11 protein-coding genes are annotated in these 13,957 nt (G+C 66.7%); all 11 read left to right on the forward strand.

Translation table 11 applies throughout. The features are described from left to right. Positions 1-27: 27 nt before the first annotated feature. The 11 genes from JD276_RS06995 to JD276_RS07045 all read left to right on the forward strand — a co-directional run bounded on the left by JD276_RS06995 (position 28) and on the right by JD276_RS07045 (position 13,954). Positions 28-1,344, forward strand: a complete 1,317-nt coding sequence (locus JD276_RS06995; protein WP_200114928.1) for an ABC transporter substrate-binding protein — start codon at positions 28-30, stop codon at positions 1,342-1,344. A gap of 4 nt (positions 1,345-1,348) precedes the next feature. Further along, on the forward strand, positions 1,349-2,269 hold the full coding sequence (locus JD276_RS07000) for a carbohydrate ABC transporter permease (protein WP_200114929.1): 921 nt from the start codon (positions 1,349-1,351) through the stop codon (positions 2,267-2,269). Beyond that, the gene (locus JD276_RS07005; protein ID WP_200114930.1) at positions 2,266-3,084 is read left to right on the forward strand and encodes a carbohydrate ABC transporter permease; all 819 of its coding nucleotides are present in this window, start codon (positions 2,266-2,268) and stop codon (positions 3,082-3,084) included. Before JD276_RS07000 ends, JD276_RS07005 begins: the two co-directional genes overlap by 4 nt. Positions 3,085-3,096: 12 nt before the next feature. Then, positions 3,097-4,167, forward strand: a complete 1,071-nt coding sequence (locus JD276_RS07010; protein ID WP_200114931.1) for an ABC transporter ATP-binding protein — start codon at positions 3,097-3,099, stop codon at positions 4,165-4,167. A gap of 97 nt (positions 4,168-4,264) precedes the next feature. Continuing rightward, a complete protein-coding gene (locus tag JD276_RS07015; protein ID WP_200114932.1) occupies positions 4,265-5,002 on the forward strand; it encodes an ATP-binding cassette domain-containing protein in 738 nt (245 codons plus the stop codon). Between the two features lie 5 nt (positions 5,003-5,007). Beyond that, positions 5,008-6,039 (forward strand): ABC transporter permease, encoded by a 1,032-nt coding sequence (locus JD276_RS07020; RefSeq protein WP_200114933.1) that lies wholly within the window; start codon positions 5,008-5,010, stop codon positions 6,037-6,039. 44 nt (positions 6,040-6,083) lie between these two features. Continuing rightward, a complete protein-coding gene (locus JD276_RS07025) occupies positions 6,084-7,097 on the forward strand; it encodes a substrate-binding domain-containing protein (protein WP_200114934.1) in 1,014 nt (337 codons plus the stop codon). Positions 7,098-7,168: 71 nt separating this feature from the next. Then, positions 7,169-9,070: an amidase family protein gene (locus tag JD276_RS07030; protein WP_200114935.1), complete on the forward strand. Its 1,902-nt coding sequence runs from the start codon at positions 7,169-7,171 to the stop codon at positions 9,068-9,070. Between the two features lie 14 nt (positions 9,071-9,084). Continuing rightward, positions 9,085-10,503 (forward strand): amidase, encoded by a 1,419-nt coding sequence (locus JD276_RS07035; protein WP_200114936.1) that lies wholly within the window; start codon positions 9,085-9,087, stop codon positions 10,501-10,503. A 41-nt stretch (positions 10,504-10,544) separates the two neighbouring features. Continuing rightward, positions 10,545-13,181 carry a N,N-dimethylformamidase beta subunit family domain-containing protein gene (locus JD276_RS07040; protein WP_200114937.1) on the forward strand — a complete coding sequence of 879 codons (2,637 nt, stop codon included), beginning with the start codon at positions 10,545-10,547 and terminating at the stop codon, positions 13,179-13,181. Then, positions 13,175-13,954 (forward strand): SDR family NAD(P)-dependent oxidoreductase, encoded by a 780-nt coding sequence (locus tag JD276_RS07045; protein ID WP_200114938.1) that lies wholly within the window; start codon positions 13,175-13,177, stop codon positions 13,952-13,954. The genes JD276_RS07040 and JD276_RS07045 overlap by 7 nt, the downstream gene beginning before the upstream one ends. The last annotated feature ends 3 nt before the right edge of the window (positions 13,955-13,957 follow it).

Raw genomic sequence — 13,957 nt, forward strand, 5'->3', positions numbered from 1 at the left:
TTCACGAGAGAGACGAGGAGTTCCCCTATGAATAAGAACGCGAAGAGCCCACTCGGGCGCCTTCGGTTCGTCGCGACAGGTCTGCTGGCAGCATCGGCGCTGACGCTCGTCGGCTGCGCAGGGCAGGGCGGTCCCGCCCCCGTCGAGGCGACGGGCGAGGGGGACATCCCCACCGATACCGAGGCGACCGTGCGCGTGCTGCTCGAGACCGTACCCGATTCGGACATCGTCATCGACATGGTCGACGAGTTCAACGAGACCTACCCGAACATCACGGTCGACATCGAACAGCTCCCCTTCGATCAGATGCGCGACCGACTGATCGCGTCGTTCCAGGCCCCGGATCCCAACTACGACTTGATCGTCGTCGACAACCCTTGGATGGTCGACTTCGCGGAGGCCGGTTTCCTGCAGCCGCTCGACGCCCGCATCGATTCGACGTCGGACTACGATCCGGACGACTTCTTCGATCCGCTCGTCGACATCACGACCGTGGATGAGGCGCGGTACGCCGTGCCCTTCTACAACTACGCGCTCGGCTTCATCTATCGAACCGACCTGATGGAGGAGGCGGGAGCGGAGCCGCCGGAGACCCTCGACGAGCTGGTGTCGACCGTGCAGCAGTTGAACACCCCGGAACACGCGGGCATCGCCATGCAGCCGCAGCGCGGTTACAAGGTCTTCGAGGAGTGGGCCAACTGGCTGTTCGCGGCCGGCGGCTCGATCTACGACGATGAGGGCAACGTCACCCTCGACACCCCGGAGGCGGCGCACGCGCTGGAGGCGTACATCGAAGCCTACGAGACGGCGGCTCCCGCCAACAGCCTGAACTGGGCGGTGGACGACGCGGTGCGTTCGGTGTCGAGCGGCGGGTCCGCCTCGCTCATCACCTACAACTGGAACCTCCCGGTGCTGAACGACCCCGAGGGCGCCGCGGGCGACCTCGCGGGAGAGTTCGCGCTGGCTCCGATGCCCGGAGGCAAACAAGCGCTCGGCGCATGGAGCTGGGCGCTTCCGTCGAACTCGGCCGAGCCCGACGCGGCCTGGGCGTTCATCTCGTGGGTGACATCGCCGGAGACCGACGTCGAGCGGGTGATCGCAGGAGGAGCGGCCATTCGCGAAAGCACTCTCGAGGAGCAGCGAGTACTCGATGAGGGATACGGAGCCGGCTACTACGACGCGGTGAAGACGATCCTGTCCGACGCCTCGCCGTTGAGCGAGGGGCCGAGTGGCGAAGAATTCATCCAGGACGTTGGGACCGAGCTGAACAAGGCGGTTGCCGGGACGGCGAGCGTCGAAGAGGCTCTCGCCGCGGCCCAGGCGGCCGGTGAGCGTCTGGAGTGATCGGATGAGCGCTCCATCGGCTCCCTCGACGGTCGCGATCAAGGTCGGGACCGCGCGTGTCAGGGTACGGCCGAACCGTTTCTCCAGGGGGATGCTCGCCCCGCTCCTGATCGTGATCGGTTTCGTGGTCGGGTTCCCCCTGGTGTACGCCGGGTACCTGAGCTTCACCGACTACCGGCTGACGGATCGGGGAACACCCGACCTCGTGTGGTTCGACAGTTATATCGGCGCACTCACGAACCCTTCGTTCTGGCAGGCGTTCGGTACCACCGCGACCTATCTCGTGATCGCCGTCACCGGGGAGCTCGTGCTCGGGTTGTTCATCGCGATGGCGCTGCAGAAGCAGCGGTGGGCGAAGGATCTCACCCGCGCTCTGCTGCTGGCGCCGATGTTCATCACGCCGATCGCGGTCGGCCTCACGTTCCGCTTCCTGCTCAACGACCAACTGGGGGCGGTGCCCGAGCTCTTGAGCCGGATCGGCGTGAGCTACGACTTCCTCGGCTCGGGCAAGGCGCTCATCACCCTCGCCTTCATCGACATGTGGCAATGGACGCCGTTCATGGTGCTGTTGCTGCTCGCCGGATTGGAATCGCTGCCGAAGGCACCCCTCGAGGCGGCCCGGGTCGATGGCGCGAGCTGGTGGTACACCTTCCGGCGAGTGATGCTTCCGCTGCTGTCGCCCGTGCTCGTGATCGCCGTGCTGCTGCGCGCGCTCGATGCGATGAAGGTCTTCGAATACGTCTACGCGACCACAAGAGGCGGGCCGGGCGAGGAGACGCAGACGCTGCAGTATTTCACCTATCAGACGGGCATCCAGTTCTTCCGCCTGGGTTCCGCGAGCGCGATGGCGTTCATCGTGCTCGCGGTGGTGCTGACCGTGATCGTGGTGATCTACCGCAGGATGGAAAGGAGTCGGGAGCAATGAATCGTTCAGCCGCAATGACGACGCTCCGCTCGGTGTTCTTGTGGATCGCGGTCGCCGCCGTCCTGTTCCCGTTGCTGTGGGTCCTTCTGGCCAGCTTCAAGACGGCTGTGCAGCTCAACGACCCCACGGCGCTGCTGTTCTCTCCGACCCTCGACAACTGGACGCGGGTGCTGTTCGCCTCGGAGATCCTGCCATCGGCCGGGCGCAGCTTCGCGGTCGCTGCCATCGCCGTGATCGTCAGCCTGCTCGTCGGCGCTCCGGGCGCATATGTCATCGCGAAGTACCGTACCGGCGGCACGGCGACACGGTTCGGGATCCTCGCCTCGCAGGTGTTGCCGCCGGCCGTGCTCGTGTTCCCCTTCCTGACGATGGCCTACTCGCTGCGGATGACGGATACCCTGCTGCCGGTCATCATGGCGCACCTGAGCATCGTCCTGCCGGTTGTGACCTGGTTCCTGATCGGCTTCTTCAGCGCGGTGCCCGACTCTCTGGAGGAGCAGGCGCGGGTCGACGGCTACAGTCGCTTTGCGGCGTTCCGCAAGGTCGTCGTGCCGCAGGTCTACCCGGGCATCGGGGCGGCCGCGATCTTCGGCTTCACGTTGTCGTGGAACGACATGTTCTACGGGCTGATCCTCGCGCCGGGGAATGCCGCGATCCTGCCGGTGACCATCGCGGGCTTCAATACCTTCCGCGGAGTGGAGCTCGGCTCCATGAGCGCGGCCATCATCGTCGCCGTCGTACCCGTGGTCATCGCCAGCTTCTTCATTCAGCGTCGTCTGGTGCAGGGCATCAGCGGTGGCGCCGTCAAAGCATAGAAAGGGCCGATCGTGGCCGAAGTGATTTTTGAGAACGTCCGCAAGGTCTACGGCGAGCACGAGATCGTCTCCGACTTGAACCTGACGCTGCCAGATGGGAGCTTCACGGTGCTGGTGGGGCCGTCCGGGTGCGGGAAGTCGACCTCACTGCGCATGCTCGCGGGCCTGGAGCCCATCACCTCGGGCCGGATCCTCGTCGGTGGAAAAGATGTCACCGCGAAGGAGCCGAAGGAACGGGACATCTCGATGGTGTTCCAGAACTACGCGCTCTACCCGCACTTGACCGTGCGCGAGAACATCGCCTTCCCGCTTCGCGCGAACAAGACGCTCGGCAAGCAGGAGATCTCCGCCCGCGTGGACGAGGTCGCGCAGACCCTGGGTCTCGCATCGCTCGCGGACCGGCGTCCGAAGGACCTGAGCGGCGGCCAACAGCAGCGGGTCGCGATCGGCCGGGCGATCGTGCGTCAGCCCTCGGCCTTCCTCTTCGACGAACCGCTCAGCAACCTTGATGCGAAGCTGCGCGTCGAGACGCGCACCGAGCTCCTGCAGCTCCAGCGCCGTCTCGGGGTGACCTCGCTGTACGTCACCCACGATCAGGAGGAGGCGATGACGCTCTCGGATCGGATGGTCGTGATGCGGGACGGCGTCATCGCCCAGGAAGGCATCCCGAGCGAGGTCTACGCGCGCCCGCGATCGGTCTTCGTGGCGACGTTCGTCGGCAGTCCGAAGATGAACATTCTGCGCGGTCGTGTCGCCGAGGGAGTGTTCGACGAGGAGCGAGGTGCGGTGCGTCTGCCCGTGGAGCGAGCGGGCGAGGGGGAGATCGTCCTGGGGGTGCGTCCTGACGACCTGCTGGTGACACCCGCCGCGGCGCCCTCGGGGGTGCGCGTCGAACTGATCGAACTGCTCGGCCCGCGAGCCATCGTCACTCTCGACGCGAACGGAGTGCAGCTGCGCAGCGTGTTGGAGGCGGACGCGCTGAGCGGTGTCGGTGAAGGGGCCGAGGTGGAGCTGGCGATCCGGCCGGGCTCGGCGCACGTCTTCGATCCCGAGACGGAGGACCGCCTCGAAGCGGGCCGATGAGGGAGGCGCGCCGGCTGGGGCGCGCGAATCGAGCCCCGCGGTTGGCCCGTCGTGGTTCCCCGCGAGAAGAACAGAACGTGAGAGAAAGGACGCACGCATGGTCGCAGAGGCACTCAGCGTGACGAGATTGGGAAAGAAGTTCGGCGCAGTGAGAGCGCTGAGAGACGTGAACCTCAGCGTGGAAGCGGGGGAGATCGTCGCGCTGCTCGGAGACAACGGGGCCGGCAAGTCGACCCTGATGAACATCATCTGCGGCTCCGACAGCGCCGACGAGGGTGAGATCAGGGTGAGCGGGGAACCGCTCGAGAGTCTGACGGATGCGAATAGGCTCGGCGTCGGCGTGGTCTACCAGGATCTGGCCCTCGCTCCCCACCTCTCAGTGGCCGAGAACATGTTCCTCGGTAGCGAGAAGAAGCGGCGTGTCGGTCCGTTCACCGTGCTCGATCGACGGGGAATGGCCGCTGAAGCCGAGGCCGCGGTGGGGGAGCTCGGTATCTCCACGCTGCGGAACGTGCAGTTGGCGGTGGCAAGACTGTCGGGTGGTCAGCGACAGGTGCTCGCAGTGGCTCGCGCGATCAAGCGCGCCAGCAGTTTCATCCTCTTGGACGAGCCGACCGCTGCCCTGGGTCCCAAACAAGTGGACATCGTCCTCGACGCCATCCGGGCGGCGAAGGCCCAGGGTCTCGGCGTCATTCTCGTGTCGCACGACATCCCGAGCGTCTTGAAACTGGCCGATCGCGTGGTGATCCTGCGGCACGGCACGGTTGCACTCGATCGCAAGCCCGAGGGCATGTCCGTGGCAGACGTGATGACCGCAATGGTCGGGGAGGAGTGAGGCGCATGAACGCACTGACCGGAAACATCGAGGTGGAGACCGGAACCGCGAGCAGCCGGATGCTCAAGCGGGTGCTCTCCTCGAGGCCGTTCCAGATTCTCGCCGTCGAGATCGTGCTCGTCGTGATCTTCTTCAACCTGTCCGGGGGTTCGTTTCTGAACTCCATGAACATCCGAGGCATGCTCATCACCGCCTCCCAGGTGCTGCTGCTCGCGGTCGCGCAGGCGATTCTCATGTCGGCGGGACACATCGACATCTCGCAGGGCGCTGTACTCATCTTCGCCTCGGTCATCGCGGGCAAACTCATCCTCGCGGTTCAGGGATCAGCGCCCCTGCCGCTACTCCTGCTGCTCGGTCTCCTCGCAGCGGTCCTCGCAGGATCGCTGGTGGGGATCGTGAACGGTCTCATGGTGGGAGTCGTGGGGATCAACGCCCTCGTCGTGACGCTCGCCATGCTCGGCATCGCGACCGGTGTCTCCCAGGTCATCACCGGCGGGGTGAACCTCACGGGTCTTCCCCCCGGCTTGCAGAGCGCGTTCGGTGGAGTGACTTTCGGCGTGCTGCCGCTCCCGATCATCGTCAGTCTGGTCGTGATCCTCGGCATCTGGGCCCTGTTCCACTTCACGAGTTGGGGTACCCACGTGCTCGCGATGGGATCGAACCAGCGCGCCGCCCACCGCGTCGGGATCCGGACGATGCGGAACACGATTGGCGTGTTCGTCCTCTCCTCGGCTCTTGCGGGCCTCGCCGGCTTCGTAGACCTCGCCCGGTATTCGACGACGAACATCTCGGGCCACACGAACGACTCGCTCGCCGCGATCGCCGCCGCACTCATCGGTGGCACGCTGCTCACGGGCGGCCGCATCAACTTCCTCGGGGCGGTCCTCGGCGCCTTCCTCGCGATCATCCTGCAGTCGGGCTTGGTGATCATCAACCTCTCGCCGTTCTACCAGACCATCGCGATCGGGATCATGCTGCTGGTCGCGGTGAGCCTCGACCGCTCCAACCGCCTGCGCAGATCCGGCGGCGACGGATAACCGTCGACGACTTCAATCACACATTCACTACAAAGGAGTAAACGATGTCGAAGAAAATCCCTCAGCGTTACGGCTGGACGATCATGGCTGCGGTCTCCGCAGGCGCGCTTGCACTCAGCGGATGCAGCGGAACGAGCGAAGACGGCGGTGGGGAGCAGAGCGATCTCCGTGTCGCAATGGTCACCCCCGAGAGCACGGGTGAGTACTACGGCGCGATGTACTGCGGTGCGCAGGCCGCCGCCGACGAACAGGGAGTCGAACTGGACATCCAGGGCACTCCTGAGGTGACCGTCGAAGCCGAGATGCAGGTGCTGCAGTCGGTGTTGGCGACCGAGCCGGACGGCATGCTCCTGACGGTCTGGGACACCGAATCCTTCAACAGTGTCATGGCCGAGTACACGTCGCTCGGGCACCCGGTCGTCATGCCCGACTCCTTCATGTCCAGTGAGGATTTCTTGCAGAGCATCCGTACCGACAGCTACCAATCGTCCTATGATGCCGCACTGGAAGTGATCGAGGCGCACGGCATCACCGAGGGCAAAGTGCTCATCAACACCGACTCACCGGGCAACGCGATCCAGAGTGCTCGCGCCGAAGGCTTCCGCGACGCGATCGAGAAGGAGACCGACCTCGAGACGCTGGAATTCCAGTACGTCGGAGGCGATTCGGCGAAGGCTTCTTCGGCGGTGACGTCGGCGGCCGCAGGCAACGACGACCTTGCCATCGTGTACTCCACGAACATCGGCGCGGGTACCGGTTCTGCGAACGGGATCACGACCTCCGGTGCCGAGATCGTGCACGTCGGATACGACGCCTCCCCTGCTCAGGTGGAGCAGCTCAAGAGCGGGGAGTACGACGCCCTCATCGCTCAGAGCCCCTACCAGATGGGGTACGACGCGATGAACCTCATCTCCGAGGTGTTGAAGGAGGAGCAGAGCGCCGACGATGTGGACGAGCAGACGGTCTTCTCGCCGTGGGCGTTGCTGACCGCGGACAATATCGACGATCCCGAGAACGGGGCGTTCATCTACACCTCTGACTGCTCGCAGGCGGGCTGACCGTTGCTCATCCGGTGTCGGGCCCGGTTTCGGGTTCCGACACCGCCGACCCGGAGAGGAGCCTCGTACGGATGGGCCCAGAGAGAACAGCCGCGGAGCGCAGGGTGGACGCGCTCAGGCGAGTGGATGCGCTGGATCGCCGCGGCCCGGCCCTCGGCGCAGTGCCCGTGCTGAATCCGGACTTCCTCGCGGAGGTCGGCCCGGGCCCGCTCTCCGGACGGGTGTGCACGTTCAAAGACTCCTTCGCGGTCGCCGGGCTTCCTCTCGCCGCCGGTTCACCGGCGCTCGAGCACCTCGTCGGGGGCCGGAACGCCACGGTGGTCGAGCGCGTGCGAGGTGCCGGCGCCGGCGTGCTCGGCAAGACGAACATGCCTCCCGTCGCGATCGGTGGCGGGCAACCCGGTCTCTACGGGCGTACGCGCAGTCCGTTCAATCCCGATTTCCTCGCGGCGGCCTGGCATTCGGGTTCCTCGATCGGATCCGGAGTCTCCGTGGCCGCGGGGTTCTGCGATTTCGGGATCGGCGAGGAGACGGTCTCCTCGGGGCGCTCGCCAGCCTCGAACAACGGCCTCGTCGCCTACACGCCGTCCTGGGGAGTGATCTCCAGCTCCGGCAACCTCCCGCTGCATCCGTACAGGGATGTCGTCGTTCCACACACCACCACCGTGCATGGCCTGCTCGAGATAGCGAAGCACCTCGTCGGCGAGGACGATCAGGATGCGTGGCACCGCCAGCGTGGCGTGGACGTATCAGCAGCGGGGGCGGTGATCGAGCGACTGCGAGAGGGCGTGCAGGCGCCGCCGCTGCAGGGCGTGCGCCTCGGCGTGCCGCACCTCTATGTCGGCGAGTCCGTCGGCGACGTCGCCGGGATCCCGATACGCCGCTCCATCCGGACGCTCTGGGAGAGAACCGAACAGCTGCTCCGGGAGGCAGGAGCCGAGGTGGTGCGGGTGAGGCTCCCGGTCGTCGAATCCTACGAGCGGAGAAGCGCGTCGTCAGCGAGCTTCGAGAGCCAGGGGTTTCTCCTGCCCGGCTGGACGGAGTTCGAACTCGGTCCGCTCATGACCTATGCCTGGACGCGCTTTCTCGATGCGTTCGCCGGGGGAGCGAGACTCGCCGACATCGCGCCTCACGCGGTGCGGCCCGTCTCGCCGTGGTCGACGGACGTGCGCGGCGAGTCCCTGAGGCATCCCGGGAGAGACGTGTTCGACTTCGCGGGCATCGTCTCAGGCGCGGCTCTGCCGGAGCGCGAGATTCTGCGTATCGCCGAGCCGGCCGTGCGCGCCTTGAACGAGGGGCGCACACGGATGTACGACGAGTGGTTGGACGCTCTCGGCCTCGATGCGGTGATCTTCCCGGCCAACGGGGATATCGGGCCGTGGGATGCCGACAGCAACCTCGGGGCGGCTGAGTTGGCCTGGAGGGACGGCGCCGTGTTCTCCCACGGCAACCATGTGCTCCGCCGCCTCGGGATACCTACGGTCACCGTTCCCATGGGCGTCGCGTCCGACATCGGCGTGCCCGTCGGTGCGACCCTCGCCGGACGGGCGTGGGGCGACGTTCGCCTGCTGGGCATCGCGGCGGCCCTCGAAGCGGTGCTTCCGCCTGCACCGGTTCCGGGCCTTCCCGATGTGGGCGCGGCGCCGCTCGCCCACGCGCAGGAGATCTGCTCCCCCGAGCAGGGCGAACCGGTGCGGAGGATCGAGGTGCGTGCCACAGCCGTGCAGCGGGAATCGTCGATCGAGATCTCGGTGGTGCACCCCTCCGACCGGGGCCCGGTCGGAGTGGAGCTTCTGGGGCAGTCGATGGAGGACGAGAGGATCCGCGTCGATCCCCGCGACTGGCCGACGCGGGCCAGTCCTCTGGTCATCGCGGTGTCCGCCGAGACCGGCGCAGCCGGTTTCTGCGAGATCGAGTTGGAGTTCACCGATGACACGGTGCTGTACGACGGAGCGGAGGGCTCGGAGAGATGAGGGACGAGATGGACGTGAGAGAGCAACCGGGTGAGGCGCCGCTGATCTGGTGGTCCGCCGAGGACCTCAGAGACGCTATTGCGGAGGGAACGCTGACCGCCGAGGAGGTGATGAGCGCCTTCCTGGACCGGATCGATACCGTCAACGATGAGATCAATGTGCTGGTCTTCCAGCTACCGAGGGAGGAGTGCCTGGAACTGGCGAGAGAGGCTGACAGACGACGTGAGACCGGCGAAGCGCTCGGGCCTCTGCACGGGCTGCCGATCGCGGTGAAGGACCTCGTCGACGTTAGGGGTATGCCGACGTCGCAGGGATCCCGAGCATTCGCGAACGGGTCCCCGGTCGCCGCTGACGCGCCGCACGTGGGGCTCATGCGGGAGGCGGGAGCGCTCATCATCGGCAAGACGAATTCCCCGGAGTTCGGCGTCGGCACGCTCACCTGGAATGACGTGTTCGGGATCACCCGCAATCCGTACGACACCTCCAGGCACGCCGGCGGATCCTCCGGAGGGGTCGCCGCCGTGGCTGCGGGTATGCTCCCGCTCTGCGACGGCTCGGATTCGGGCGGGAGCCTGCGGTACCCGGCGGCCTTCTGCAATGCGGTGGGGCTGCGCACAACCCCCGGGACGGTGCCCGGGACGTTCGGTGGCAACTCGTGGGATCCCCATTCGGTGTACGGGCCCATGGCGAGGAGCTGCAGCGACGCCGCGCTTCTGCTCGACGCGATGCGGGGTGCGCATCCTGCCGCTCCGCTCTCGCGCCTGGGCGAAGCACACGGCGCCGAGGGCGAGGAGCGAGGGCGGGCGATCAGGCTCGCCTGGAGCGATGACCTCGGGGGGCTCCCGGTCTCTGCGGAGGTGCGGGAGACGCTGGCGGATGCCCGTCGGCGTCTCGTGGAAGCGGGAGTCCAGATCGTCGACGTGAATGTGGATCTCGACGGCGTGGACCGCGCGTGGGAGATCATCGAGCTCTTCGGCTGGTACAGCCTCCTCGGCGCAGATCCCCTGGAGAGGCCTGAGCTGTACCGCGACGATTTTCTGCGGAACGTGAGCGAAGCGGCGGACTTCACCTCCGACGACCTTGCGACTGCCTTCGCGCGCCGCTATCGGCTCTACACCCAGTTCGCAGCGCTGCTCGAGGACTTCGACGGCTTCGTTTGCCCCGCCACTCCCGTCGTGGCGCCTCCTGCCGAAGTGCTCTGGGTCGACGAGGTGGACGGCGTCGAGTTCTCGCGTTACTTCGAGTGGCAGCGGCTGGCCTGCCGACTGACGATGACCGGGCATCCCGTCCTCGCGATGCCCGCCGGCTTCTCCGGCGGCCTGCCCGTGGGTATGCAGGTGGTGGGAAGCTACGGCGGTGACCGGGAGCTTCTCGCGCTTGGCAGTGCTCTGGAAGAAGTCCTCGGCATGGGTCGCGTGCTGCCGCAACTGTAGCGGCCGGGAAGAGACGGACAACGATGAAAGGCGGAGGGCATATGGCGGCGCACACGGAACGCAACAGGGAGGCGGAGGTCTACGAGCACTTCCTGCGGCGCGCACGGGATCGGTTCGGCGAACTGCTGACACCGGAGTTGATCGAGGAGCACCGGCGCGACCCTCTGGGCGAGAAATCCCCTGCGCTGCTCCATCTGCTGGATTTCATGCGGCAAGCCCCCATCCCGGGCAAGTTGGCGGTCTACGCGATCAAACCGCGGGAGGAGTACCAGATCATCCGGCTCTCCGGTGTGTCAGGCGTGCCCAACGACACGCGAGATCCGCGGCGTTTCGCAACGGAAGAGGAGGCGCTGCACGAGGTCTTCCTCCGCCGTCTCGGGGAGCTCGGACTCATCTCGCACGAGGAACCCGACCCGGCTGACCCCTCCTGGCCGGCCACGTCCGAGGCGCACGTCATCGGCTATACCGACCGCTTGGACGCGCGACCGGGGGAGTCGGTGGAGGTGTTCCTCTCGGCCGACCATCCGACAGAGGTGCGCGCGGAGCTGGTCTCACTCGGTTTCGGCGAGCCGACCGGCGAGGTCCGCGAGCGGGTGGTCAGCGATCTCGGAATCGTCCCGGTGCAGCCGCAGGAGACGGTCCTCGGATCCTCCGCGACGTCGGGGCGGCTCGGGGAGCTCTATGAAGACGCCGATGTCCTCGCGCTGACCGTCATGCCGACCGCGCCGCAACGGGATGGCCAGCTGATCGCCGGGCAGCGCGACGAGGCCGGCGACGGCTGGGGCCTCCTGCTCTCCTCAGGACGGGTGCGCCTCAGCGTGTTCAAGGCCGGACGCGAGACCCCGGTGTGCGAATCCGAGGGACGGTTGGCCAGAGGGTTCTGGTACAGCATCGCGGTAGGGTTCGGCTCCTCGCGAGCTTCCATAGCGATTCGACCGGTGAGGTCGCGTGCGACGCTCGGGAACACGACTGCCGCGGACGTGGGAGAGACGCTCCGCGGAACAGCGGGAGCACGGCTGCTCCCCGAACCGCTGCACTTCGCGGCATGGCCCGACGTCGGCCTCCGGGCGGCGTTCGACGGCCGCATCGAAACTCCGTTCCTCGCCGAGGGGGCCGGACCCGAGGGTGCTGGAGCTGAAGAGGTCGCGGAGAGACGCGCGGCGCACGAGCACGCCCGCGATCTCCCCGCCGCACACGTCGTCTGGGATCCCGCGGCGTCGCTCGCATCGGGCGTTCTGCGGTCCCAGACCATCCCGGCCTTCCGCCGTAGTGACGCGGAGTGGGGGCCGGCACCCCAGTGGGACGCGCTCTGCCGGAATACGCCTACCTGGGGCGTGCGGTCGAGCTCCTGGGACACGACCGAAGAGGACTTTGCGCGGCGCCCGCAGCAGTGGGCGGCCGTCCACTTCCACAGTGACGATATCGACGACGCGGGATGGGACCGCGCGACGGTCGTCGAGCTCCCGGACGATCTCTCTTCGGGCGCGTACGCCGTGAGGCTGAGCGGAGCCGAGACCGAGACGGAACGACTCCCCCTGTTCGTCGAGCCGCTCCGTTCGGAGCGGACGGTCGCCGTGATCATTCCGACCGCCTCCTATCTGGCGTACGCGAATGATCACCCCGGCACCCAGGCGCAGATGGCCCAGGCCACTGCGAGCCGTACGCCCGTCCTGATGGAGGGCGATCTGTTCATGCAGGATCACCCGGAACTGGGGCGCAGCTGCTACGACGAGCACCTGGATGGAACGGGAGTCGGCTTCGCCAGCCTGCGTCGGCCGCTGCTCAACATGCGGCCCACGCACCGTTACCACGTGGGCGCCTGGCAGCTGCCGGCGGACCTGCATCTGCTCTCCTGGCTGAACGACGAGGGCATCTCCTACGACGTGATTACCGATCACACCCTGCACAGGCTCGGCGCGGAGGCGCTCGATGGCTACGACGTCGTGATGACGACGAGCCACTCCGAGTACTACTCGACCAGAATGCTCGATGCGGTCGAGTCGTACATCGATGAGGGCGGGCGCTTCATGTACCTGGGCGCCAACGGTTTCTATTGGAGGGTCGCCTTCGACCCCGATCGGCCGTGGGTGATGGAGCTGCGTCGCGGGGAGAACGGCTCGCGGGCGTGGCAATCGAAGCCCGGCGAGCATTACCACGTCTTCACCGGCGAGCGCGGCGGCCTGTGGGCGAACCTCGGGCGAACCACGAACAGCGTGTTCGGCGTCGGATTCTCTGCGCAGGGCTTCGACGGCGCCGGCTGGTACCGGAAGCTCGACGACGCGGAGGATCCGCGGGCGACCTTTATCTTCGAGGGGGTGGAGGCCGAGACCTTCGGGCACATCGGGGACACCGGTGGAGCTGCGGGGCAAGAGATCGACCGATACGATCTCGCGCTCGGCACGCCCGCGGACACGCTGCTGCTCGCGACCTCGGAAGGTCTGTCGGAGGGGTATCTCCGCACGGTGGAAGAAATCCATTTCCTCGTCGCGGGAACCTCTGCGAACGTGGACCATCAGGTGCGCGCGGATATGACGTACTTCGTCAACTCCAGAGGTGGCGCGGTGTTCTCGACAGGATCCATCGCCTGGAGCATGGCGCTGGGCGACGATCCCGGAGTGAGCCGCATCACGAGAAACGTGATCACCCGCTTCAACAGCCAGGAGGAACTGGAATGGTGACGACGAACGTGCTGGATGCGTTCCGGCTGGAGGGGCAGACGGCTCTCGTCACGGGGGCGAGTCGAGGCCTGGGGCTCGCCATGGCGCGGGCGCTCGGGGAGCTCGGCGCGACCGTCGTTCTGACGGCGCGCACTGGCCCGGCTGCTGAAGCCGCTGCCGCGCTTCTCGTGGCCGAAGGGATCGATGCGCACGGTCGAGTGCTGGAGGTGAGCGACCGGGATGATGTCGACCGCTGCGTGACGGACATCGAGGCCACCGTCGGCTATGTCGACGTGCTCGTCAACAACGCGGGCGTCTCGATCGGCAACGAAGCCTTCGACGTCACCGATGAGGAGTGGCGGACCGTGTTCGGCACGAACGTCGATGGGGTCTGGCACTGCAGCCGGCGAATCGCCCACTCCATGCGTGACCAGGGCATCCGTGGCCGGATCGTGAACATGGGGTCGATCTCGGCGGAGATCGTGAACCGACCTCGGTGGCAGGCCGGTTACCTCGCTTCGAAAGCCGCCGTGCACCAACTCACCCGAGGACTGGCGGTCGAATGGGCGCCGCACGGCCTTCGTGTGAACGCGATCGCCCCCGGTTACTTCCTCACCGAGATGAGCCCCGTCGACCAACCGGAGTACTACGAGCACTGCATCGCTCCTACTCCGCTCAAGCGATGGGGAGAGCCCGTGGAGCTCGGCCCGGTCGTCGCGCTGCTCAGCAGTGAGGCGTCCGCGTTCATGACAGGTTCCGTCGTCACCATCGACGGTGGCTACACGCTGTTCTGAGGA

The organism is Leucobacter chromiisoli, assembly GCF_016522505.1.
Classification (GTDB): domain Bacteria; phylum Actinomycetota; class Actinomycetes; order Actinomycetales; family Microbacteriaceae; genus Leucobacter; species Leucobacter chromiisoli.

What these genes read in the sequence shown, in the direction of transcription:
- JD276_RS07020 (WP_200114933.1), top strand. Translation starts at nt 5,008, where the DNA reads ATGAACGCACTGACCGGAAACATCGAGGTGGAGACCGGAACCGCGAGC.
- JD276_RS07030 (WP_200114935.1), top strand. Translation starts at nt 7,169, where the DNA reads ATGGGCCCAGAGAGAACAGCCGCGGAGCGCAGGGTGGACGCGCTCAGG.
- JD276_RS07045 (WP_200114938.1), top strand. Translation starts at nt 13,175, where the DNA reads ATGGTGACGACGAACGTGCTGGATGCGTTCCGGCTGGAGGGGCAGACG.
- JD276_RS07005 (WP_200114930.1), top strand. Translation starts at nt 2,266, where the DNA reads ATGAATCGTTCAGCCGCAATGACGACGCTCCGCTCGGTGTTCTTGTGG.
- JD276_RS07025 (WP_200114934.1), top strand. Translation starts at nt 6,084, where the DNA reads ATGTCGAAGAAAATCCCTCAGCGTTACGGCTGGACGATCATGGCTGCG.
- JD276_RS07015 (WP_200114932.1), top strand. Translation starts at nt 4,265, where the DNA reads ATGGTCGCAGAGGCACTCAGCGTGACGAGATTGGGAAAGAAGTTCGGC.
- JD276_RS07000 (WP_200114929.1), top strand. Translation starts at nt 1,349, where the DNA reads ATGAGCGCTCCATCGGCTCCCTCGACGGTCGCGATCAAGGTCGGGACC.
- JD276_RS07040 (WP_200114937.1), top strand. Translation starts at nt 10,545, where the DNA reads ATGGCGGCGCACACGGAACGCAACAGGGAGGCGGAGGTCTACGAGCAC.
- JD276_RS06995 (WP_200114928.1), top strand. Translation starts at nt 28, where the DNA reads ATGAATAAGAACGCGAAGAGCCCACTCGGGCGCCTTCGGTTCGTCGCG.